General features: G+C 44.2%; 21 protein-coding genes. 3 read left to right on the forward strand and 18 right to left on the reverse strand.

Annotated features, from left to right (window positions below; translation table 11 throughout):
• Positions 1 to 119 precede the first annotated feature (119 nt).
• The 18 genes from VHA02S_RS11020 to VHA02S_RS11105 form a co-directional block, all read right to left on the reverse strand.
• Positions 120 to 4,058 (reverse strand): DUF7305 domain-containing protein, encoded by a 3,939-nt coding sequence (locus VHA02S_RS11020; RefSeq protein ID WP_038898317.1) that lies wholly within the window; start codon positions 4,056 to 4,058, stop codon positions 120 to 122.
• Positions 4,059 to 4,064: 6 nt separating this feature from the next.
• On the reverse strand, positions 4,065 to 4,508 hold the full coding sequence (locus tag VHA02S_RS11025) for an MSHA biogenesis protein MshP (RefSeq protein ID WP_038898316.1): 444 nt from the start codon (positions 4,506 to 4,508) through the stop codon (positions 4,065 to 4,067).
• Complete coding sequence (locus VHA02S_RS11030) at positions 4,498 to 5,211, reverse strand: PilW family protein (protein WP_038898315.1); 714 nt, start codon at positions 5,209 to 5,211, stop codon at positions 4,498 to 4,500. The genes VHA02S_RS11025 and VHA02S_RS11030 overlap by 11 nt, the downstream gene beginning before the upstream one ends.
• Positions 5,211 to 5,792: a type II secretion system protein gene (locus tag VHA02S_RS11035; RefSeq protein WP_009698817.1), complete on the reverse strand. Its 582-nt coding sequence runs from the start codon at positions 5,790 to 5,792 to the stop codon at positions 5,211 to 5,213. The genes VHA02S_RS11030 and VHA02S_RS11035 overlap by 1 nt, the downstream gene beginning before the upstream one ends.
• Complete coding sequence (locus VHA02S_RS11040) at positions 5,789 to 6,337, reverse strand: type II secretion system protein (RefSeq protein WP_017187903.1); 549 nt, start codon at positions 6,335 to 6,337, stop codon at positions 5,789 to 5,791. The genes VHA02S_RS11035 and VHA02S_RS11040 overlap by 4 nt, the downstream gene beginning before the upstream one ends.
• A 119-nt stretch (positions 6,338 to 6,456) precedes the next feature.
• Positions 6,457 to 6,687: a type II secretion system protein gene (locus tag VHA02S_RS11045; protein ID WP_005432800.1), complete on the reverse strand. Its 231-nt coding sequence runs from the start codon at positions 6,685 to 6,687 to the stop codon at positions 6,457 to 6,459.
• 69 nt (positions 6,688 to 6,756) lie between these two features.
• On the reverse strand, positions 6,757 to 7,221 hold the full coding sequence (locus VHA02S_RS11050) for a type II secretion system protein (protein WP_038898314.1): 465 nt from the start codon (positions 7,219 to 7,221) through the stop codon (positions 6,757 to 6,759).
• A gap of 290 nt (positions 7,222 to 7,511) precedes the next feature.
• Positions 7,512 to 7,973, reverse strand: coding sequence for a hypothetical protein (locus tag VHA02S_RS11055; RefSeq protein ID WP_009700369.1), 462 nt, complete (start codon positions 7,971 to 7,973; stop codon positions 7,512 to 7,514).
• 4 nt (positions 7,974 to 7,977) lie between these two features.
• Positions 7,978 to 9,201 (reverse strand): type II secretion system F family protein, encoded by a 1,224-nt coding sequence (locus VHA02S_RS11060; protein WP_009700370.1) that lies wholly within the window; start codon positions 9,199 to 9,201, stop codon positions 7,978 to 7,980.
• Positions 9,202 to 9,209: 8 nt separating this feature from the next.
• Positions 9,210 to 10,934, reverse strand: coding sequence for an MSHA fimbrial ATPase MshE (gene mshE / locus VHA02S_RS11065; RefSeq protein ID WP_005444338.1), 1,725 nt, complete (start codon positions 10,932 to 10,934; stop codon positions 9,210 to 9,212).
• Complete coding sequence (locus tag VHA02S_RS11070; RefSeq protein WP_017187906.1) at positions 10,931 to 12,028, reverse strand: tetratricopeptide repeat protein; 1,098 nt, start codon at positions 12,026 to 12,028, stop codon at positions 10,931 to 10,933. Before VHA02S_RS11070 ends, mshE begins: the two co-directional genes overlap by 4 nt.
• A complete protein-coding gene (locus tag VHA02S_RS11075; protein ID WP_017187907.1) occupies positions 12,013 to 12,858 on the reverse strand; it encodes an ExeA family protein in 846 nt (281 codons plus the stop codon). The genes VHA02S_RS11070 and VHA02S_RS11075 overlap by 16 nt, the downstream gene beginning before the upstream one ends.
• A 45-nt stretch (positions 12,859 to 12,903) precedes the next feature.
• Positions 12,904 to 14,547, reverse strand: a complete 1,644-nt coding sequence (gene mshL, locus VHA02S_RS11080) for a pilus (MSHA type) biogenesis protein MshL (protein WP_029789687.1) — start codon at positions 14,545 to 14,547, stop codon at positions 12,904 to 12,906.
• 20 nt (positions 14,548 to 14,567) lie between these two features.
• Entirely contained in the window at positions 14,568 to 14,897 is a 330-nt protein-coding gene (locus VHA02S_RS11085) for a hypothetical protein (protein WP_005444329.1), read from the reverse strand.
• Entirely contained in the window at positions 14,890 to 15,540 is a 651-nt protein-coding gene (locus VHA02S_RS11090; protein WP_005444327.1) for a type II secretion system protein M, read from the reverse strand. The genes VHA02S_RS11085 and VHA02S_RS11090 overlap by 8 nt, the downstream gene beginning before the upstream one ends.
• Positions 15,537 to 16,985: an MSHA biogenesis protein MshI gene (locus VHA02S_RS11095; RefSeq protein WP_005444325.1), complete on the reverse strand. Its 1,449-nt coding sequence runs from the start codon at positions 16,983 to 16,985 to the stop codon at positions 15,537 to 15,539. The genes VHA02S_RS11090 and VHA02S_RS11095 overlap by 4 nt, the downstream gene beginning before the upstream one ends.
• 11 nt (positions 16,986 to 16,996) lie before the next feature.
• Positions 16,997 to 19,006 (reverse strand): RNase E specificity factor CsrD, encoded by a 2,010-nt coding sequence (gene csrD / locus VHA02S_RS11100; protein ID WP_009698823.1) that lies wholly within the window; start codon positions 19,004 to 19,006, stop codon positions 16,997 to 16,999.
• A gap of 251 nt (positions 19,007 to 19,257) precedes the next feature.
• Positions 19,258 to 19,794, reverse strand: a complete 537-nt coding sequence (locus VHA02S_RS11105; RefSeq protein WP_038898313.1) for a single-stranded DNA-binding protein — start codon at positions 19,792 to 19,794, stop codon at positions 19,258 to 19,260.
• A 294-nt stretch (positions 19,795 to 20,088) separates the two neighbouring features.
• Between VHA02S_RS11105 and VHA02S_RS11110 the strand changes: the two genes are divergently transcribed.
• The 3 genes from VHA02S_RS11110 (at position 20,089) to uvrA (ending at position 24,727) form a co-directional block, all read left to right on the forward strand.
• Positions 20,089 to 20,733 (forward strand): LuxR C-terminal-related transcriptional regulator, encoded by a 645-nt coding sequence (locus VHA02S_RS11110; RefSeq protein WP_009698824.1) that lies wholly within the window; start codon positions 20,089 to 20,091, stop codon positions 20,731 to 20,733.
• 161 nt (positions 20,734 to 20,894) lie between these two features.
• Positions 20,895 to 21,767, forward strand: coding sequence for a UTP--glucose-1-phosphate uridylyltransferase GalU (gene galU, locus VHA02S_RS11115; RefSeq protein WP_005444317.1), 873 nt, complete (start codon positions 20,895 to 20,897; stop codon positions 21,765 to 21,767).
• 137 nt (positions 21,768 to 21,904) lie between these two features.
• Positions 21,905 to 24,727, forward strand: a complete 2,823-nt coding sequence (gene uvrA / locus VHA02S_RS11120; RefSeq protein WP_009698825.1) for an excinuclease ABC subunit UvrA — start codon at positions 21,905 to 21,907, stop codon at positions 24,725 to 24,727.
• Positions 24,728 to 24,777: the final 50 nt, after the last annotated feature.

The raw sequence follows: 24,777 nt of genomic DNA on the forward strand, positions 1-24,777 counted from the left end.
AAAAATTGTCCTAAATGTACCAATGCCTCGCTGTCACAGCAAGGCATTGGTACACAAACATGAGCAGAAAGCCTCAATTTCTTGCAGTTTCCTTACTTAACGCAAGAAACCGAAGTTTGTTATTGTCCGGTTAAGCCCGGTTCACCACGATAAATCACTCGGTCATTGCCTCGATGAATACCAAACGTGACTACCGATGATGGGTTTTCTTCGGAGCCATCTTTATCCCAGTCGTATTTGAGCCAAGGGAGCGAATTGCCACCACCTTCAAGATTAAGCCATACGCGAGTTTGCTGGCGATACGGCTCTGCTTCTTTTGCTGTTACAGAACGAGAATGACCAGAAGCGACCTCTCCACCAGCCCCTAACGTGACATCCTTAGGTTTCGCATTATCACCTTTAGGCCAAATATGCTCTTGTTTAGCCTTCACACCAGTAACATCGGTTTGGCTGTCATTTGGGTTAGCAATAAAGCGGCTACCATTCCAGTATTCAACTCGTAATGGCACTCTCAACGTCGAGCCTTGGTTGCCACCGACATCATCTAAGTCTACACGACCAAAGCGGATGTCAGGTTGGGTAAGCAATCGTGAGTCTTGGCTCTCTCCTAGATTTAAGTAGGCAACAGGGTCGGTATTATTCGTATAAGTGAGACCTAATTTTGTTGTTTCCTTCCCTCCTGCATTATAAGGTCCATCTGCATACTCTTTCAGCTCATCAATCTTTGAAAAGTCTTTCCTAAAGCAAGCGCTTCCTATGGATTTATCGACAGAATCAGTTCCACAGACATGATTCCCCCCGATCGAAAACCTACCAATGCTCATAGTATCGCTTACCAAGCTCCAATTACCATTTGAGTTAGGAGCTTCAAACCGTTCGCCAAGGACACCCAATTCATCAACATTGAATTTAGCTTGAACAGCAGTTCCAGACAAAGCGTAGTTTTTCACTGAATCTTCATTGGAGTTCAGAGCCTCAACAGAATATGAAACTCCATCAAAAGGCTGCCCCATATATACAAAGTTCTGTTCATCAGGGTAAGTCCACGAACTGTCCACAATCTTAAAGTATTTTGGATAGAAGCGACCAACAGTTACGTCATACTCATCTAGTTTTTCATCCAAATACGTTGCTTTAGTTTGAAGATTTAACGAGCCAGTTTCATCCCATGTATATACCATTAATTTTCCAGCTTTAGCTTCTTCAGAATTAAAGTTTAGATTTGAACCGTCGTTTGGTGCTAGGTTAGCAATATCACCCTTTGATGGATAAATAACTGAAAAAGCGACATCGAGCGGTGCTTTGGTGTTGGCATCAGAAAAATAGTTTCGTGTAAGTGGATATTCACAAGCATCACCTCTCCCCTCACTGGAGTCAGGATGAACAATTGGCTTGTAAATGACATTGAAGCTCTCAGCAGCCGCAATAAACCCACTACCATCTGCTTGCGTTGCTGGATTGTGCGTCCCACTATTTTTTGCCTTTATATCACACGCGGCAATTTTCCATGGTCGTGACTTAACGCTGAATGAACCATTCAATTTTGTCGTAGTTTTTTCCCCATTATCGGCGGCATCCGGAGAGATTGGGCAACTATCAGAATACTCAGGATCGCAAGTAAAATTCGAGTCCTCTAGTTTGATAGTGTAAAAACCTGCTTCTAAAAGCTTGAAGGTATCATTAGTTGACGTCCCTTGTTCTGAACTCAAAAATTCCGGTGCATAGGTCAATATGTTCTGACTTCGACCACCATTTGGAGCTTTAAGCTCTAACTGGATGCTTGGGGCTCCAGTGTAGCTTTTAACTACCGTTTTCTGACCATTACTGCAAGCTAGTACCCTTGTTTCGACATCATAACCTTTCCCGGCAACAATCGCATTTCTACTAGGTAGACCACTCACATCAAACTTGAAAGGTACGAACTTGAATGTCGATGTCTGTGTTTTAGCAGAATCATTGTCCACTGTTACTTTTAACGTATATTCATCATCAAGTTTAATACCAGCTTGATCCTTCACAGTAACTCCTAACTTCAACTTACCAAGTTTTGAAGGTACGCTACTTGTAGTGAATTTAGGATAGGAGCCAGACCCAGTGCCCTCTATCACATCTACAGAAAACTTATCTGAATCCGGAGAGATCTGAACAGTTACACCAGTGCTTTCTAGATTGCCGTCATTTCTGGTCTGAATATCAAATTTTGGTTGTTCAGTTCCGCACATCAACGCGTACTGAGTAGCTGGAGACAGTGTTACTTCGTAATTGTCTGAAGGTGTAAAACAATGGTTATCTGTAGCAATGATGCTTGCCGAGTTATCCATCGAAATACTTCGGGCAGTAACCGCTCCATAAACTACTGCATTATTTTTTAACTCTACATTTGCTTCTGTATAGAGCAAACCAGTCAATTCAGCACTGTTATCAAACGTAATTTTATCGTTACCATGACCAATAATTATTAGCTCAGCTTTTCCAACTGTATAAAATTTCGCATTATTTTTCAGCTCCAGTTTTTTCACATGAATTTGTACTTTTTGTGAATCAGGTATAGCTATTTGTGCGCTATTATCAACCTTTAGCTCTTCTATCCAGTAAGTACCACTTTTAAAAGTAACTTTACCATTATTTTTTACCTCTAATTTTTCTAAAGCCTCGTACCCAGAAAATGTTTCATGCTCTAAGCTATCAACAACCACCTCTTTAGAGCTTTTGTGAAAACTTTCTAGCTCTAGTCGTTTAATCATTAAACCCTCATTACCAAAGCATCCAGAATTGTCACATGACGCGCTATTTTCTAAGGTAATCTTCGATTGAGGGAAGCCTACATAACGCTTACCGTTTGCAAGAGGAGCTCCTGAAATCAAAGCGTTATTTTTCATATATAGACGAGCATTGGAGTTACCTGTCCAAGTTTGGACTGGAGATGGAAACAACTCACAAATTTCACTTGTAGGAGGCTTATCAAATAAGAAATATGAAAATGGCTCAACAACATGCCCCCTCTCTGAGTCTTTTTGCATATCTTCTTCATTGATCAGCGCAACGCCTGTTTTTGTTACCGAACAACGACGCAGCCAGCCACCGTTGTTACCATTACGAGTTCGCTTGGATGCAAGTAATACTGGTGCAGATTTAAATCCAGAGACTGGAAAATCACTAACCTGTAAACAACCTTCAGTTACTGGTTTAATTACATTGTCATTTAAATCACCCAGTGTATTTCTTGTTGATCCATTGCCTAACCAAAATTTACGACCACTAACAAACCCTTGACCTAAACCAGCAACAAATCCAACTTCTTCTGGGGTATCGAGTTCAGCATTTTTCGTAACTTCGGAACGATCTAGAATAAGAGAAAAGCCCTTTGTTGTTGGGTTCAAAGCAATAGAAGTGAGCCACAAAGGCTGATTATTTTTGTAGTTATTTTTCGTTTGGAGTTGTACCAAGACACCTGGAGGGGACGCAAATTGAGCATTCAGACCATAATTGCGAAACTGAACGTCCTTGCTCTGATACTTTGAACCGCCGATATTAGAATAAGTCAGATCAGAGCTAACTGTACCAGCAACAATCGTTGCATCACCATCAAACCTGATAACACCCGGTTCAATGACCAAATAGTCAATATCCTCCATTGGGGCATCAAAGAAGGTAACAGCTTTCCCTTGTCCTTTATTATTACATTGCCACTTATTCTTGTGCGAATTGTATTTTATGTACTTACATGCAGCGGAGTGAGGGGGGAATAACTGTTTAACTATTGCTTGAGTTTTAGACTTTGACCATACTCGCAAGTCTGAAGGATATTCCGTCTTTTTATCCCCAAAGTTGGACATAGATGCATCAATCGTAGACATAACAAAAACCAGCGGCTCTTTGTCATAGGTATTTTTAAACTTGATATTACATGTAACACCACGTTCATTGTTTATTACTCGGCAATCTTCGGCAGGGATAGTGCCAAACTCAAACTGAGGGTTGTTATTTACAGCAGCGAAGCTTGAAAAAGAGGAAAGCAAAAGCACTCCAGTAAGTACTAACGTTATTATTTTTCTCATTATTATTTACTCCCTAACCCAAATCTCTTCTAGGCGCTGTACTTGAGCCCCCCCGGAACCACAAATTGCTGTGGCTTGCACTCTGAAAAGAGATTCAGCTTCAGAGGTACCTGCGTTAAAGGTACCGATATTTGAACATGTCATAGTATTGATTCGGCAACCCGAGCCTTGTGTAATCTGTGTAGGAGGAGATGTATTACCGTTTTCAATCTTAGAGCAAACATCAGCGATGACGGAGCCATCTGTGTTTAATGGATAAAGCTGAGTTAGTGCCCACTCATTGGCAGATTGAGCAATAAACCAAGCTTTGGTGCCTAAGAATTCTCTCGTTAATGTACTTTGGTTTGACCAACTTACTCTCATCAAAGAGGCAGCTAAGTACCCCATCACAATGATGACAAACAACACGACGATCAGAACACTACCTTGTTGGACATTTCTACGGAACATTGAGCACCTGCACGTCTTGTTGGTAAACACTACGCTCCCCGTTTTGAGTGAACTCTAAATTGATGTGTACAAGACCACCACGCTGCAGCGTTGGCTCTAGATAGTGCATATCACTTACAGAAGTATCAACACTATCCGCGACTGTAATTCCATTGCGCGTTATTTGATTATTTTCGAAGCAGTAACGTACTTCAGACTTATCTTGATAGACGTAATGACGGCTCGAAATAGAAGAGCCCCCAATCGTACTGGCAGCTCCACTAATAACAAAGACATCACCAGTTTTGGCTAGACCACCAACATTTAAACTTTGTGAAGAAGAAGGTTGCAGATCTTCATAACGGCTCGGATTAATAACCATCCAAGCGTTAGCGGGCATTGGGTTTAACGTGGTGTCATTGCCCAATAAGAACTCCAAGTCGTTATTTGTCAGTGTGTAGAACCCTGAATACTCAATAGGTACAAACTCTAAACACTTCGTCGTGTCATCAGGCTCATGAAAACTATTCGGTACCGCATGGCGAATTTCTCGAGACATTTTCTCCAACACAAACTGGGCTTGAGTTTGCATACGTTGTCGGTCAATTGTATCCGCATAACCTTTCATACCAAGCTGAACATAACCCGCAATACCCAGCATGATAAAACTCCCGATCACAATGGTGACGATCATTTCCATTAAGGTAAAACCACGAGCTTTCATCAGTAGTTCCCTCTTATGGCAGTGAGTGTTAATGGCTGAGTGTTGCTTGCAAAAATAGTAATAGTGATTTTTTTATAGTTAGTGATGCCTGTCGTTTTTGCCGTAGATAAGTTGTCGTACGCAACTCCGACCTCAACACGGAAATTGCGATATTTATCTTCACCGCTCTTCCCTAACACATCAGCAATACTCCCACGCTTCGCTCCTTGGCACTGACCTACCGTTGTAGACGTACTCCAACACCCGATATAGTCATCTACATCATTAAAATCATTAGGCGTTGCCTCCAAAGAACCGTCGAGTTTTCTATCAGCACCTAATTTACTCACCTCAGTGCAATTCACACCGTTCTCACCACATCGAACAGTACCACCATCGAAGTCACTGTTTTCATCAAAGCCGCGCGCCAATATTTGCGACATAAATCCCTGCCCTAAGGCTGCTGCACGCATTTGATAATGAGGCATTGCTGAATCACGAATTTGAGGAACTAAAAAAGACGTAAACGCTACCATCGCAATCCCCATAAGAACGATGGCAATGATCATCTCAATAAGCGTCATACCAATGTGCTTTCTCATGAGCATGCTCCCTCCGAAACATAACCCTGAGGGTTGATCAATACTCGGCACTGGCTTTGACTGTTTTTATCTTGAATAAGAATAGAAATACCAGCAGAGGAAACATTGAGAGGATTACCCAATAGATCAAATTCAATGGGACTAGAGGCACCATTAATAATAGAAAACTGTGCTGAGTTATCGACAACAACATCGCTTCGAGCATCTCGTTCCTTACTAGCCAGATTGCACGCTGCACTGGCTCCTATACAAGTACTCGTAATCGATAGACAAAAGTTAGTGTAGCTAGAGTCCTCTCCAGCTTTGTAGCTACTGGGTAGACATCTTTCAGGATAAGACTTGTTTGGGATATTGATATTCGACTGCATGCGATTCACTTGAACTTGGCGAATCACAGAAATGGCTTGTTCTTGAAGTGCAAATGCAGACACACTGCCTTTGCCCATAAAACGGCTGGCAGCAAAAAGGGAGAGAATAGATAAAAGGACGATCACTAAGATCAATTCCATCAAGGTAAACCCTAATGTAGAGCTGCGAATTTTCATAACCCAACCTTAGGCTTAAGACAAGCGAAGTAAGTATACGATGAAATTATGAGAATAATGATAGGTTTATAAGTTTTAAATTCGAAGTGTGAGCAAGTGTACAAATAACCACCAATAAGTTATTTCTCTCCTTTCGAGCGCTCCAATTCTTCTTCAATTCGATCGTAGGTTTCTTTATTGCTTAGCGTTTCAGAAACGTGCTCAGCGGTTTGCTTAGTTTGCTCCCACTTCGCTTCGTAAGTTTCTGGTTCAAAGCTGATAAATCTTGGTAATACCACATAACCGATCACACCTAAGATAATCAACACAACCACAAATTCGATTGCACTAAGACCCGATGATTTACGCATATGAACTATTCCGAGATTAATCAAAATAAGGAGATAAAGGCCAGACTAGCTGGCCTTTAATAAAATCGATTAACAATCGTCAGCATCTGCAGATGTAATTACAGGAGCAGCTCCTGACGTTGCAGCTTGATACGTTACTGCGCAGTTCCAATTAGGATTACCATCAGCAAAAGTGTATTGAATAATAGCGCCAGCAGTATTGGCACCACCCGATACTCGCCAATCGCCAGTATCTTGTAGGGCCGCACCGATACCATTAGCCGTTGCAGTTGGGTAACCAAAAATAGTTTCAATATTGCCTTCAGCAGAGCTAACCGTTGTAGCTGTATTCGAGCGTTCAAGACCTTGAATTGCAGCTTTACCAAATACAATACCTGAAGCCCCTTGCATCGCACCTTTAAGACCATCAAGAGAAGACGCACGAGCATCCGACTGCAGGTTAAGGAAACGTGGTGCTGCAGTTACCGCTAGAATACCTAGGATTACAATTACCACTACCAATTCGATAAGGGTGAAACCACCTTGTCTTTTCATTGTTTACTCTCTCTATGTAAGCATGCAGAGTGACTGCAAAGTTTATCGGTCACACGACCATTTTGGATATTGTCAAAACGGTTTTGCGTCTCAACACACTAAGCGAAATTAGTTAGGTGAGTACTTTCTCTACCGCTTGAGCAGAATGACGATTCGCCATTGTTAAGTAAAAGCTGCGCTAAAAAGTGAATAACCAAATGGTTTACTTTCAATTACAACCTTTTTCTTATGGTAATGTTTGCATTATACCGACTTTCATTCCTATTTATAGTACTTAAGTGTCAAAAAATTCACTCCGCCGACATTTCGACGTCTATTTTCAGGTAATTAGCGTCAGATATAACGACAACTCTCTGTCCATTTTCATAAGTATAGTGACATGTATAACTATTACTTTTAATTGCTCCACGAATTTCTAACAACTCGCTCGCCATAATTTTACGTTGCGGGTAATGCACCGCTAACCAAAAGCCACAATCCAGAACCCCGTCTTGACGAAATGGCGACACTAGACCTGCTTCTGTCATATCGAGTTCAAACCCATCCATCGACATATGTTTGGGCTCACCATGAACTATCCACGCCTGATGATAACGTTGCACGCTATCTTGCATCCAAACCTTGGCAAGCTTGGCTCCGGTGACTTGCGCTTGCTGCTCTACTGGCTTGAGGCTGTGCACAAACGCCACCAGCAAAATTAACCCAATAACACCTGCAAGGATAAGCGTTGCGCGACTCTGATTTTCAACCACTGGTTTAGCCGCCTTTGATGATGTCCAGCATCCCCCACATTGGAAGGAAAATACCCAGTGCGAGCACCATAACCATGCCTGCCACAATGACCAAAAGTAGTGGTTCAATTCGAGCTGTCAGTGTCTTCAAGTCGTAATCCACTTCTCGATCGTAGAAGTCCGACACTTCTAAGAGAAGCTCATCGATACGACCAGTCTCTTCACCAACCGCTATCATTTGAATAACCAAAGGCGTAAAAATTTTACTGTTGATTGCCGTGACAGAAATGGTACTGCCCGCTTCAATAGCAGACTTCATTTCTAAAATTCGGTTTTCCAAGAACTTGTTGCCAAGCGCCTCACCAGCCAGAGCTAAAGACTGGTTTAGAGGCACACCGGATTTCAGCATCAACGAAAAGGTTCTTGAGAAACGAGATAGCTGTGCTCGGTTTACGATATCGCCCACGATTGGCAATCGTAGACGGAACTTATCGAACTTCTCTCGACCATCTGCGGTTGCAACCCAAGCTCTAAATAAAAAGAATGCCCCAACGATTGCCGCAATGAGCAGCCCCCAAAAATTCACAAAGAAGTTAGAGGTCGCAATCAGGATTCTGGTCGGCAAAGGAAGATCCACCCCAAAGCGGGTAAACATCGATGCAAACTCTGGGATCACCAGAATGTTCAAAATAAACATCGCTATAGTGATGAACACAATAACGAATGTTGGGTAACGCATTGCTGCTTTAATTCGCTTACGAGTTTCCAGTTCTTGCTCGTAGTAATTCGCCAATTGCAATAAAGCTTGGTCTAGTCGACCTGTGTTTTCACCAACGTTGATCATAGAAACAAACAACGGGCTGAATACTTTGGAATGTGGCTGCATTGCCGAGGACAAGCCACGACCATTGCTCAGCTCCGCTACCACATCTTCAAGCGCTTCTTTGAGCTGTTTGTTTTCGCAGTTTTGCAGCAGACCACGCATAGAACGCAGCAGTGGTACACCAGCCTTCGTCAAACTAAATAGCTGGCGAGAAAACAGGATAATCACTTCAAGCGGAATCGCCGGTACGAACAATTTAGACAGGCTAACTTTGCTCTTTACCGCTTCTTTTTCCAAACGCAGGTTAAGAGGAATGATCCCCTTATTCATCAATGCTTCCGCTGCAGCTTCAGAATTCACAGCATCGACTTTGCCACTGGTGGATGAGCCGTCTAAAGTGCGACCTTGATAACGAAAAGTTGGCATTCACTTACCTACATGAAAATTGGGTCGGTTTTACCAGAAGCATCCCCTTCACCTAGGGTCATCACTTCATCCAAACTAACAATACCTTGCAGTGCCAGTTCCATCGCTGAAGCAAGTAGTGGCTTGTAATTCTCGGAACGTCTCGCTGCTTGAGCGAACCCTACCGCGTCATTCGCACGCAGCTTGTCCATCATTTCATTCTCTAGCTCAAGCATTTCGAACACACCGATTCGACCTCGATAGCCCGTCAAGTTACAGTTTTGACAACCCGCACCTTTGTGGAAAGTGGTGCCGACTTGATTCGGAAAGCGACCAGCCAACCATTGCTGGCGCGATTCATCCAATACATCCGTGGTTTTACAGTCGGGACAAACACGACGAACCAGACGCTGAGCAACCACCGCACGGACCGCACTCGCAACTAGATAACCAGGCGCCCCCATATCAATCATACGTAGCGCACTGTCTACTGCGTCGTTGGTGTGTAACGTACTTAACACTAAGTGACCAGTCAGTGCTGCGCGTAAACCAATCTCTACTGTTTCTTGGTCACGCATCTCACCAACGAGGATGATGTCCGGGTCCTGACGCAGGAAGGTACGTAGCACGCGAGAAAATGTTAGGTCGATCTTACTGTTGATCTGAACCTGAGTAATACGTGGTAGGCGATATTCCACCGGGTCTTCTGCAGTGATGATCTTCTTGCCCGGTTCATTCAACTCACTCAGTGCGCCATAAAGCGTGGTGGTTTTACCAGAGCCTGTCGGTCCCGTAACCAAAATCATACCGTGAGGACGAGAAAGCTGGCGACGTAAGCGAGCAAGCAGCTCTGGAGGTAGACCAGAGTCTTCAAGTTTGCGCAAACCAGAAGATTGGTTGAGCAAACGCATCACCACCGACTCACCGTATTGCGTTGGTAGTGTCGACATACGAATATCGATCGATTGACCACGAACTTTGATATTAAAGCGACCATCTTGTGGCAAACGCTTTTCAGAAATATCTAAGTGCGCCATCAGTTTGAGGCGCAGAACCAGCGCAGAGGCAATGTTAACTTCATTTAGAAGCGTCTCGTGCAATACACCATCAACACGTTGACGTAAGCGAAGCACTTTGTCATCAGGCTCGATGTGAATATCTGACGCGCCGACTTGCACCGCATCTTCAAACATCGAGTTAACCAGTTTTACGACGGTAACTTCTTCGCTATCACCTTCATCAATACCATAGTCAAAGCCTTCAACGTCCTGGTGCTCAGCCTGAAGCTGCTCAGCAAACGAGGCGATTTCTTTTGTACGACGGTAGTAACGGTCAAAGCTTTCGACTAATTGGCGTTCTGGCGCAATGATGAACTCTAGGTCATATTCACCAAGCAAGTTCATCAGGGATTCTTGAGTAAACAAGTCCGCAGGGTCACTCATTGCAACACGTAGCGTGTCACCGTTTCGAGCAACGACCATGGCACGCAAGCGCCGCGCGTGCACTTCAGGCAAAACTTGTACAGCATCAGCATCAATCGGGGCTCGGCTCAAATCAATCAATGGCAAACCGAGCTGCTGAGATAAGAACTCCAGCATCTGCTTTTCGCTGATAAAACCAAGGTCAATCAACGCATCACCCAGTTTTTGTCCTGTGCTGTGCTGAGCACTCAATGCTTGCTGAATTTGTTCTTCAGAGACAATCCCCTCTTCAACAAGTAGATCACCCAAGCGCTTTCTCAACTGAATTTTCATTGCGCGTTCTCCAGTTGTTTTAAGATGTTCAAACGGTCACGAATAAATGCCTGAGACTGATTCGAAATACCCACTTTACCCAATGCTTGTTGATAAGCGGCAATAGCAGCAGAAAAATCCAATGCTCGCTCTTGCTGAATACCTAAACCAAGCCACCAGCGCGCGTTGTCAGGTTCGCGCTGCGTCAGCAGTTGGTAGCTTTCTAGAGCAATTTGGTTTTGTTTTTGCTTTTGTGCCAAAGCGGCACGCATCGCTAGATAATCACGGCTTGGTGCAGGAGGCAGATGCACTAGAGGGCTCAGCGCCGCTTCTGGTTGATCTGCTTTCACCAATAACTTTGATAACGCTAAGCGAAGTGACTGGTTATTCGTATCTAGCGAGATACCAGCTTGTAGGATTTCGTAGGCTTTGCGCGTGTCACCTTTGCCAAAATATAATGCGGCTAGCTTTTGACGAGCTTCAAGGTTCGTTGGTTGGTAACGAAGTGCTTCATTAAAAGATGACAATGCGGTTTTCATGTCATTCGCATCCATCGCTTTATCCGCACGTGCCAACGCTTTTTCAGCTAACTCTTGATGGGTCAGTTCTACTTGCTCAATTCGCATCGAATGCTCTTGCTCAACATTCGATGAATTCGTCACATTATTGCTCAGACTCGCCAACAACACTGGCTGCTCGACCGTGCTGCTCACCTCATTACGAGGAACATAATCATCCACCTCTGGCGTTGATTTCGCAGCAGATAATGCGACTTTTACCTTCGGTTTTTCAATTCGTTGCGTGTACACCACATCATTTAATTGTGGCGTTGTCTTATTGGTTGGAGATTGGCTTACTTCAACTACGGGCAAAGGTGGAACATTCTCCATATTAGTCGTTGAAGACGAAACTGTTGCAATCTCTTCAATAGGAGCGGGACCTTGAGATACCGCCCAACCACCGACAGCTAAGCTCAACGAAAAGCCCCCCACAAGCCATAGCCATGGTTTGCTTCGAGAAATACTCGGGATCTCTGCCTTGGTTAGTTCCGAAGGCGATTCTTTTTCAGCAAGTTCTGATAATGCTTTATTGATGGCACTCAAGGCTGACTCCATCCCCAAAATACGGGAGATTTAAACTTAGGTTTACGTGCGTCAAAAGTGTCATGCATGGCAACGTAAACATGATGATTTTTCAAAAGCGTACAACGGTCATTGAACGCAGTAAGTAAAGCTTTATGGCTGATCTGATTAATCAATCTCGGGATGCCCATCGCCGAGCGCCAAATGGCTTTCTTTTGTTCAATAGAGAAGATATGCGCCCCATTACCCGCTTTATCTAGACGATTGTTGATGTAGGCAACGCCCTCTTCGATCGAGAGAGGACGCAGTTGGCAACTGAACGTAATGCGTTGACGAAATTGGCGCAATTCGTGAGTCTCTAATCGCTCATCTAATTCGGGCTGACCAAACAATACCAATTGAATCAACTTATCTTGTTCCGTTTCCAAGTTGCCAAACAAGCGCAAGGTTTCTAACGCTTCAGAAGACAGAGCTTGTGCTTCATCAACAATCAGTACCGTTTTTTTCCCTGACACGTGGACTTGGATCAGCCGCTCTTGGATCAGTGAAACGACTTTAAGTGGGTCAGTATCTTCAATCCCAAGCTCTCTGGCCACTGCAAACTGCAATTGCTCACCGCTTAGAACCGGATTTGGCAAATAAACTAATTCGACTTGTGATTCAATTTGCTCAATCAGTTTTCGGCACACCATGGTTTTACCCGTGCCCACTTCACCTGTTATTTTGATGACCCCTTCCCCCATTTTGACGGCTGCCATAATGGTCTGAATCGCCTCATAATGAGGTACCAGCCCCAGAAACATTTCTGTATTTGGGGTTAGTGAGAAAGGTTGAACTCGAAATCCAAAATGTGACAGGTACATACTCGAATCACAACACCACGTTAAACAGAGACTTCCTAACGCCAATTACTCAGCGTCAGGAAACCACTCTTGCAGTAAATCACGTGAGCGCTCTAGCTCTTTCTGCCATGTATTTACGCCCACAACTGTTGGTTTCAAAAGAATGACGAGTTCTGTTTTCTGCGATACGTTATTGATAGTTCTGAACAAGTTACCAAGAGCAGGCACATCACCTAGGAACGGTACTTTTGACACTTGCTCGATATTTTGCTGTTTCATCAAGCCGCCAATAACCACCACATCGCCATCTTTTGCGCGAATCACTGAGTCAGATTCTCGAATCGAGCTTTTTGCCAGCGGGAGTTGAACATTGTTGAAGTCACCACCAAGGTTTAGCTTCTTAATCTCTTCTTCCACTTCAATTACGGCAGGGTGAACATGCAGGAATACGTTACCTTTGTTGTCAATCTGTGGCGTAACATCTAGAGAGATCCCTGAGAAGAAAGGCGTCAACTCAACTTCAGGAACCGCATTAGAGTTTTCACCATTACCCGCATTACTAGAAAGTTCGGTTACAAAGTACTCGTCGGTACCGACTTTAATAACTGATTTCTGGTTATTTGCTGCGGTAATACGTGGGCTAGAAAGCACGTTCAAGTCGCCCTGCGTCGCCATAAAGTTCATCACGGCTGAGAAGTTACCATCACTGATGGTGATATTAGTTTGCCCACCTAAAAGTGAACCAATCGCATCCAATGGAGGTAGACCACCTGTAGGACCTGGACGGTTGATAACTACGCTACCTGAATTACCAATAGAAGCAGTCATATTCGACCAGTTGATACCTTGCTGGTAACCATCACTTAGCGTCACCTCTAAAATCTTCGCTTCTAGGATAACTTGGCGCTGCATACGCTCCTGAGAAACGCCCAAGAACTCACGAACTTCACGAATTTCATCAGGGAAAGCACGTAAGGTGATCACACCCGCTTGTGGCGTAACAACAACACTTTGGCCTTGACCTGAGCCAATTAGGTTTGCAACGGCTTGTTGCAGCATCGGCCAAAAATCACTTTCGGTGATGGTTTCAATGCGTGTACCGCCAGTCGATGTGGTTGAGCTATCACCGTTGTTGTTATTTGAATCAGAAGAATCTGAATCGTCAGAACTGCCACCAGAGCTAGAAGTGCCCGCAGATGTCACAGAACCCGTCACGATACTGGTCAGTGAGCGGCCAGAACGTTTGAACTGAAGATAATCAACAGGAATGGTCACTGTGCGCATACCAGCAGGATAAACCTGAATCACTTTGCCTGATTTCACAACATCGTAGCCATACATGTCTTGTACAACGTTGAGCACTTCATCTAGGGTGACGTCGGAAAGGTTAACGGTGATGTTGCCTTGCACTGCTGGGTGGATAGCCACACTGTATTCAGTTCCTTTCACCAAAGAGGCAAAGAAGCTACGAGCTTCTACTGCGTTCGCTTGGATTCTAAAACGCTTTAAAGTGCCTTGCTCTGAAGACACGCTAGTGTCTAAGTTCGGCATAAGATCGGCTTCTACAGAAGAAGGGATCTCTTCTAGTGCACGGCTATTTGCTTCATTGATAGACTCATTAAGTGCTTGCTTCACTTCCACTGGGTCTCGGTGACCCATAGAACAACCCATTAAGGAAGCAACCACGATTCCTACAACTAATTTGCGCATATCTGATCAGGCTCTGGTTATTATTTTTTTACGTTTAAACCAAAAAGCTCTAGTTTCCACTGACGGTCACCACGCTTTAAAGTTACAAATTCACTGTTGATACTGGCTACACGGTAGCCATTGAGTTTCGCTCCCGGCTCAACAATACGGTTATTCAAAATCGCCACGCATTGAGTATTTGGTTTACATACAATACTGTTCAGTGTTGGCAAGCGATATTGTTTTGCTTTTGGCTTTTTTTGCTCTGTGACTGGCTTTTGCCAGCCTAATGGTGCTGTTGGGTCTTGGCTTGCCCAGCTATGACCAGCAACAACTGTCAGCATTAGGGAGATTATGATTTGCTTAACCACCGATAAACTCCTCTCGTGAACCTAAGGTGTAAACTTCCAGTACAAGTTTTGCTTTTGGATATTCTTCCACGTTATAGCTAAAGCTTCGCCAGTAGTAACTCGCTGGTAAACCTTCTAATTTCGTCAGATAGTTAGCAATTGAAAAGTAATCGCCAGTCAGCTCCATGCGCACAGGGTGTACGTAATAACCCGAGTATTGCGACGCTTCTTTGTCTTCTGTAATTGGTTCAGCAGGTAAAGTTTGTAGAGATACCAAATGAATACCACTTTGCTGCTCTAAGACACTCTCTAACAAACTTGCCATTTGCGAAGGAGTAATCAAATGTTCGATGATCTCTGAAAGTTGCATTGAAAGGTGTTGGCTTTCCATAAGCAATTGAGAGATAGCTTGATCAATTTCCGCGTTCGGATCTTTTTTCAACTGCGCTTGAATACGTAAGATCTCGATTTCTGTCTGTTGATTCGTCTGTTTTAAGTTACGTAGCTGCTTATCGTTACTCGTAACCTCATTCAGTTTTGGCTCCAAGACCAAAGTGAAAAGCAACATCACTACCGTCACTAAACCACACAGTGCGATGAGTACTTTTTCACGCCCGCTCATTTCATCGAAGCGCTCTTCTAACGAGGACCAAAACTCATTCATTTCTCTTTGTCTCCGCGCGTCTTCAATTCAAAGGTCACGATGTTGTCTTCATTACGTCCGATTTTTACGTCATCAAACGTGCGCCCTACAAGGCTAATTTCATTTTTAAACTGGCTTACCCAATTCGGAACTGCGCTTGGCGATCTCGCCAAACCTTGGAGATCTAAAGTCGATGCATCAATACGAATTGCAGACAAAGAAATATTGTTGCTGCCCAACTTGGCTAAAGCCTGCATTACGCCAGAGTAGCCTGTACGTTGTGAATCATCGTACTTACCAACGGCTTTTAATGAGTCACGCTTCGCTTTTACTTCACGCTCTAAACGCGCTTTGGCCGCGATCTTATTGGTGTCTGGCTGGTGCTTACGTAATTTGGCTTGTTGGTGTTGAAGTTCTGACTTCATGATATCGCCCTTGCTTTTCACAATCGCAATTTCATCTTCTACACCTTGGCTTTGCCAAGTCACATAACCGTAAGAAACAAAGATCAACGCAGCCGCAACACCCCAAGAAATAGCAACGTTTTTGAGGGTTAATAAATTCTTCTTCGGTTTAAGGAAGTCTGGATAAAGATTGACACGTCGCTCACTGGACGTAGCTAACGCCGTATCTGCCAATACATGACCAGATAGTTCGTGTTCTTCAGTAAGCAGCGGAGAGACTTTGGTGCTTAAGCGGTAGTTAAGCGATTCCACCAGTTCTTGTTCATCTTCATCGTCACAACACACCTTCAGTTGGTGCAACTGAACATGACGCAGTTGAGAAGAGAGGTAATCGATTGAACGCTGTAGCTCTAGCGACAAGCTATCCATTTGCAAGTCACTCGAAGGTACGCCCGTTAGTGGTGGCGTTACACTGCGAATAGAACGGTGGAAAGCGATAGTATGATCAACGAATGCGCTGATACGGAAGTGTCCGCGTGCGCTGCGTTGTAGCAATAAGAAATTACCAAGTTCACCTGAGGTATCACCCCAGATGTCATCCTCAGGAATAATCGCTTCAAGGCTCAGTTGAACTCGACTCGCAAGCAGTACAATCTTATCGAGAATTTTGCGAGAAAGAACATAAGCTTGGACTTTATTCGAGTTTGGTAGCTCTACTGCATCGGCAATAATGTCAATAGCACGCTCTGATATCAGCTCTTTTAACAAAAACGGCAACGCCGATGGCCACTCATTGCGAGGCATAGCAGGCTTGTCGATTTGGTACATCTGATAGTAGTTGTGAGCTAACACAACCGTTAACGAATCATAAGAGCTTGCAGCTACACTTAATGCCTGTTCACAGGCACGTTCCCAATTTGATTCTGAGATCTCAAATTTAGATGGTCGGCTGCTTTTCGTCGGTGATGATAAATAAACTGCGTCTGGCTGAATAACCAAAAAGCAAGTGCGACCACCGACCGATGATCGCTTGAGCTTGTCGAGTACTGCTTTAAAATCCATGATTATTATCTTTATTTTTTTCGCCAGCGATTTCTTCGTCCCAGTTTAACTTGGGATTCAGATTGAGAAGTCGGCGCCGGTGTAGAACGAGGAAGGTACTGCTCTTCAGAAGAGAAGTAACGCCCTTGCCCACCGTGAACACCCAACTCATTAAGCGTGTTCAACTCGTGCTTATTCTCAATACCCACTGCTATTATTTTTGTTTTGCTGTTTGCGGCCGCACCCAACATACTGCGAACAAACAACTGGTTTTCATGTCTCTGATCGATCTTTGTTACCAAGCTGCGATGAAGCTTGAGATAACGAATGTCTACTTCTTTTAAGTAATGCGTGCTGACAATGGTACGTCCGGCCTGCCCAATCATTACGTAGCATTCTAAACCGGACAGCATTTTAGCGACTGGTCGCATAAAGTCTAAGTGTCTTACAAATTGTGCTTCCACAAACTCAAAAATGAGACACTTTCTTTGCTCCCGTGACAATTGTAAGAGTTCATCACGGAACCACTTGAAATATTCTCGCTGCCCAAAAGGCACAACATGAAGATTAAGTACATATTGCTTAGAGCTATCAAAGTTGTGTTTAAAGTCTTTTAAGAATGTACCAATAACGGCGCGATCCATTTGCGCTTCATAGCCGACTTGACGAACGGCAGAAATAAAACGAGAAGCTTTAACAATGCCATTTTCCGGATCGCGAATCCGACATGTTAACTCTTCGTGCAATGGTTTTTTATGCGCCACATCACTTATTGAATAGGCTGATTGTGCGTAGAGTATCACATTTTCAGACGTGAGTGCTGTGTCAAATAGCGTACGCCATCTCACACTGCCTCGTGCTTCTTCATCATGATTCCACTTTTTAAAACGGCTCCAATTATTGTTGTTCTGCAATTGGGCACTACGCAATGCGGTTTCTGCTTCATCAATGATTTGGCTATGACGCTCTCCTTCTTTGTACATGGTGATTCCGATATGACACCAGTTATCAGAATCCAATGGATAAGGAGGATGGAGTTTTTCTAATTGGCGAATACATTGAGACGCCAAATTTGCGACATCTTTCGCTGCTTGGTGAGGTAAGAAAAGCGCAAAGTCAGCATCGTAGTAACGAGAAAATACGACATCGGGATAACGTTGAACTAAATTGGACAGTAAACTACCAATCTCAACGATAAATTCATCGCAAGTTTGTTTGTCCTGTTCTTCTTCTACAGATTTCCAATCTTGAACTCGTATCAGCATCACTGCGCCACGAGCCCCACTTTCTAACAGCGCCGATTCAAGCTTACTATCAAACAAAACTCGGTTTGCTGTACCAGTTAACTTATCGAGGAAAGTTTGAGTACGAATAAAGGTATCAAAGCGACTGCGCTCTTGGCGGGCATCTTGCAGCTCTTCAATTAATACATCCAATGCTTCGCTTGCCGTGTATGGCCATTCTCGCTCATCACCTTTCGCGTATTGCTCAACCCGCCCAGCTAAGATCATACGACCGCGCTCTTCGAGCATTTCAGAGCCAGCAAGTTGTTCTTTGAGCCATGCAACACCACGCATCAAGCAGAAGATGATCAAGATGACCGCGAGCGTAATCGACCACAAAGCTTGCATTGAATAGCCGTAGCCTAAATAAGGAGGAATAGCCTTAAAGTAGATGACATAGTCTTGGTTGTGAGTGAGCTGAAACTCATGCTCAAACAACATGGAACTGTCTATCTTGTGGGAGGTGTCTTTGAAGCGGTATACGACGGCGTTATTCGTCGAGAGCGTCATCTCAACAATGTTACTTGCCTGTAGCATCTTTGGCATCCAACGCTGCATGGAATATGCTGCGTCAGGGTCTTCCATCTCTTTATCAACCACTTCAACGATCCCTTCCAAATAATGGTTGAGATACTCTTGCCCTAGTCGCTTAAAAGAGAGGGTGCCGCCGACAAACAAGATAAACATTGCGCAAATGACGATCATGGTGACAAAAGCCACCAGCCGCGTGCTTAGCTTAAGAGTTGGGGTATACCTCATGAATACCAAATTCCTTTTCTATTCATCATATACCTTGTTGAAATGTTTATACTTGATAAGCGTTCAGTAAACAATCGCATTCGTATGAATGTGAGAAGCTGAGGCGGAAAGAAACAAGGCATCATTCGATATTTGAGAGTTGCTGCCTTTTTGTGGCGATACGGAAATAATGTGAACCACAATGACAGAACATAACGGGAATAAAAAAGCCGCGAAATTCGCGGCCTTTTAAATTCAATATCAATTAGATTTTAGAACGGGATATCGTCGTCAAAATCCATTGGCGGCTCGTTATATTGCGGCTGTTGTTGCTGCGGAGCCTGTTGTTGCTGTTGCTGAGGAGCGTTGTATTGCTGCTGTTGAGCCGGTTGTTGAGGTTGACCCCAGCCGCCTTGTTGCTGTTGTTGACCGCCACCCATTGGAGCGCCACCTTGAGCACGACCGCCAAGCATTTGCATTACGCCATTGAAGCCTTGAACAACCACTTCTGTTGAGTAGCGATCTTGACCACTTTGGTCTTGCCATTTACGAGTTTGAAGTTGACCTTCAACGTAAACTTGAGAACCTTTACGTAGGTACTCACCCGCTACTTCAGCAAGCTTGCCGAATAACACAACACGGTGCCATTCTGTTTTTTCGCGCTGTTCGCCAGTCGCTTTATCACGCCATGACTCAGAAGTTGCAATCGTGATGTTTGCTACTGCACCGCCATTAGGCATGTAACGAATTTCAGGGTCGTTACCTAGATTCCCCACCAAAATAACTTTGTTAATTCCACGGCTGGCCATGATGTGCTCCGTTTCACTCTGGATCTATATATAAAATTTTAGCGCATAAGAATACACGCTTTGGTGTTTTGATTAAAGCCTAATCCCATTGTGTTCTGAGATTAGAAATTGTGGAATCAAAATCTCACTCCAACCTCTAGGCGTAGCATTTTTGATTCGTTTTGCAGATATCGTTTCGCGAACCTTTGAATCTCAACGCATTTCCTCTCTAACGCTATGGCTCCAAATTGTGATTGATGACACCGTATTTGCGTTTTTGACCTCATGGAACTTCACTCAAGGAGATTAGGGCGCGTGAAAAAATCAGCTTATGCGAGAAAATTGTTTTTGATCAGTATGGAAGACGACGCAGAGAAAAAAGTCGAAGCACTCGTGAAATACACTGATATTGATATCCCTGTCATCTCCACACAAGCACTGATGGAAGCCAATCCAAAGCATCGCAATAAAATCCTGTTGATTGACTTTAGTGAACATAAAACACTCGTACAATCGATCAAAAACTTGCCTTTAATTTGGAAGAATTTTGAAACGGTCATATTCAATGTTCCTAAACGCTTAACCACCGATGAGTTGTTGTCTTTTGGGCAACTAAAAGGCGTATTTTATCAGGAAGACTCTCTAGAGCAGGTAGGTGAAGGCTTGAGAGAAATCGTGAATGGTCAGAACTGGTTGCCAAGAAATGTCACTAGTCAATTGCTTCACTATTATCGCAATGTCCTCAGCACGCACACCGCCCCAGCAACCGTGGACTTAACCATCCGTGAGTTGCAAGTTTTACGTTGTCTTCAAGCAGGAGCATCTAACAATCAAATGGCAGAAGAATTGTTCGTCAGTGAATTCACCATTAAATCTCACCTTTATCAGATATTCAAAAAGCTCTCCGTAAAGAATCGCGTTCAAGCTATCGCTTGGGCAGACCAAAACCTGTTGTCATAAATCAGATGAACAACACAATTTCGCTCATACAGTGATGGCTCATGCTTATTTAGGCTCAAATTGACGTACTTTTTCCTACTTAATTCATGATTCATATGCATCTCTCGTGTTAAAGTGATGCCCAGATTCTTGATTAAAAAATGAGAAAGGATATTCCCCCAATGATTAAAAAATGTCTGTTCCCTGCAGCTGGCTATGGTACGCGCTTCCTCCCAGCGACTAAGTCTATGCCTAAAGAAATGATGCCTGTAGTGAACAAGCCACTGATTGAGTACGGTGTAGAAGAAGCCATCCAAGCTGGCATGAATGGCATGTGCATCGTAACAGGTCGTGGTAAGCACTCAATCATGGACCACTTCGATAAAAACTACGAACTGGAACACCAAATCAGCGGAACAAACAAAGAAGAACTATTGGTTGATATCCGTGAAATCATTGACTCTGCAAACTTCACTTACATCCGCCAGCGTGAGATGAAAGGTCTAGGTCACGCAATCCTTACTGGTCGCGAATTGGTCGGTGATGAACCATTTGCAGTAGTACTTGCCGATGACCTTTGTGTGAACGAGCAGGAAGGCGTGTTGGCTCAAATGGTAGCGCTATTCAAACAGTTCCGTTGTTCAATCGTTGCTGTTCAGGAAGTACCAGAAGAAGAAACTCATAAATACGGCGTAATCTCTGGTGAGATGATTAAAGATGACATCTACCGCGTAGACGACATGGTTGAGAAACCAGAACAAGGCACTGCACCAAGTAATCTAGCGATCATCGGTCGTTACATCCTGACTCCAGACATTTTCGAACTGATCGAAAACACGGAACCGGGTAAAGGCGGCGAAATCCAAATCACTGACGCACTGCTTAAGCAAGCAAAAGCAGGTTGTGTATTGGCGTACAAATTTAAAGGTCAACGTTTCGACTGTGGTAGCGTAGAAGGTTACATCGAAGCCACAAACTACTGCTTCGAAAACCTATACCTAAAAGACGAAAAGAAGTCTGAGCTAGGTAAACACGCAACGAAGAAAGAAGTGTAAATAACTCAAACTTACTGATTCTAAAGCCCAGCTTAATGCTGGGCTTTCTTTTACTGTTTTTTTGTCCAGTATTTTCTTTGCACATTTCTCACACTATGTAATACTTGCGTCACTTGGTTATACATAGAGCAAAAACGATGGATAAAATAGAAGTTCGTGGTGCCCGCACCCATAACCTCAAAGACATCAACCTCACTATCCCCCGCGATAAACTGATTGTCATTACTGGTTTGAGTGGTTCTGGTAAATCCTCTCTCGCATTCGATACTTTGTATGCTGAAGGTCAAAGACGTTACGTCGAATCCTTATCAGCTTACGCACGCCAGTTTTTGTCTCTTATGGAAAAACCAGATGTTGACCACATAGAAGGTTTGTCTCCTGCAATCTCGATTGAGCAGAAATCAACATCACATAACCCACGCTCTACTGTTGGTACTATTACTGAGGTGTACGACTACCTGCGTCTGCTTTACGCACGCGTTGGTGAACCTCGTTGTCCAACACACCATACGCCTCTAGCAGCACAAACCATCAGCCAAATGGTCGATAAAGTCTTAGAGTTGCCAGAAGGCAGCAAAATGATGCTACTTGCTCCTATCGTGAAGGAGCGTAAAGGTGAGCACGTTAAGACACTGGAGAACCTAGCAGCTCAAGGTTTCATCCGCGCACGTATCGATGGTGAAACTTGCGATCTTTCTGATCCGCCGCCGCTAGAACTGCACAAGAAACACACTATTGAAGTAGTTGTGGACCGCTTTAAAGTTCGCCCAGATTTGCAGCAACGTTTAGCTGAATCCTTCGAAACCACGCTAGAGCTTTCTGGTGGTATTGCGGTTGTGGCACCAATGGACGGCGAAGGCGAAGAAGTGATCTTCTCAGCCAACTTTGCTTGTCCAATTTGTGGCTACAGCATGCAAGAACTTGAGCCTCGCTTGTTCTCGTTCAACAACCCTGCAGGCGCGTGTGGCACTTGTGATGGTTTAGGCGTGCAGCAATACTTTGATCCAAGCCGAGTCATTCAAGATGAAACGCTGAGTTTGGCACAAGGTGCGATTCGAGGTTGGGATCAAAAGAACTATTACTACTTCCAGATGCTGACTGCACTGGCGGATCACTACGGTTTCGATCTTCACGCACCATTTAACTCTCTACCAAAGAAAACCCAAGACATCATTCTTAAAGGATCGGGGCGTACTGAAGTCGAGTTTAAGTACATTAACGATCGTGGTGACATTCGTGTTAAGCGTCATCCTTTTGAAGGGATTCTGAATACACTTGAACGCCGTTACCGCGATACTGAATCTAACTCAGTACGTGAAGAGCTCGCAAAATACATCTCGACCAAGTCTTGCTCAAGCTGTGGCGGTACACGTCTGCGCCTAGAAGCACGTAACGTTTTTATTGCTGATACGACACTACCAGAGATCGTTGAGCTCAGCATCGCCGACGCATTGGAATTCTTCCACTCATTGCAACTAGAAGGTCAACGCGCCCAAATCGCTGAAAAAGTGATGAAGGAAATCAACGACCGCTTGCAGTTCTTAGTTAACGTGGGTTTGAACTACCTCAACTTATCGCGCAGCGCGGAAACCCTATCGGGTGGTGAAGCTCAACGTATTCGTTTAGCAAGCCAAATTGGTGCTGGTTTAGTGGGCGTCATGTATGTTCTAGATGAGCCATCGATTGGTCTCCACCAGCGTGATAACGAACGCCTATTGAAAACCCTAACCCACTTAAGAGATTTGGGTAACACAGTATTAGTGGTTGAGCACGATGAAGATGCGATTCGTTGCGCTGATCACGTGATCGATATCGGTCCAGGCGCAGGTGTACACGGTGGTAACGTGGTCGCTGAAGGTACGATGGACGAGATTATCGCCAATCCGAACTCACTGACTGGTCAGTACCTCAGTGGCGCGAAAGAGATTGCGGTACCAAAAGAGCGTACGCCACGCGATCCAAAGAAAACCGTTGAACTACTTGGCGCGACAGGTAACAACTTAAAGAATGTCGATCTTTCCGTTCCTGTTGGCTTGTTCAGTTGTATCACCGGTGTATCCGGTTCAGGTAAATCGACTCTGATCAACGATACCTTCTTTAAGATTGCCCATACTCAATTAAACGGTGCAACAACGGCGCACCCTTCACCATACAAAGCGATCAAAGGTTTAGAGCACTTCGATAAAGTTATCGACATTGACCAAAGCCCTATCGGTCGCACACCACGTTCAAACCCTGCCACTTACACAGGCATATTTACTCCGATTCGTGAACTGTTTGCGGGTACACAAGAGTCGCGCTCTCGCGGGTACAAACCGGGGCGCTTTAGCTTTAACGTTCGTGGTGGTCGCTGTGAAGCCTGTCAGGGCGACGGCGTAATCAAGGTGGAAATGCACTTCTTACCTGACGTTTACGTTCCTTGTGATGTGTGTAAAGGTAAACGCTACAACCGCGAAACACTTGAGGTTCGTTACAAAGGCAAGACCATTGATGAAGTACTAGAAATGACGGTAGAAGATGCACGTACTTTCTTCGACCCAGTGCCAGCGATTGCTCGTAAGCTGCAAACGCTAATGGATGTTGGTTTGTCTTACATTCGCTTAGGTCAAGCAGCAACTACGTTGTCAGGTGGTGAAGCTCAGCGTGTGAAACTGGCTCGAGAGCTGTCTAAGCGTGATACTGGTAAAACCTTATACATTTTGGATGAGCCGACAACCGGTCTGCACTTCCACGATATCCAGCAGCTACTAACTGTACTGCACCGTCTGCGAGACCACGGAAATACCGTTGTCGTCATTGAGCACAACCTCGATGTAATTAAGACGGCAGACTGGATTATTGACTTAGGTCCTGAAGGTGGACAAGGCGGCGGTGAGATCATCGCACAAGGAACGCCTGAAGATGTGTCTCAGATCGAAGGTTCGCACACAGCTCGCTTCCTTAAGCCTATGTTGAAGTAGAAAAAACAGGTAAAGTACAAAGACCAGCCAATGCTGGTCTTTTTTTCATT

Source organism: Vibrio harveyi NBRC 15634 = ATCC 14126 = KCTC 12724 (assembly GCF_001591145.1).
GTDB classification, from domain to species: domain Bacteria; phylum Pseudomonadota; class Gammaproteobacteria; order Enterobacterales; family Vibrionaceae; genus Vibrio; species Vibrio harveyi.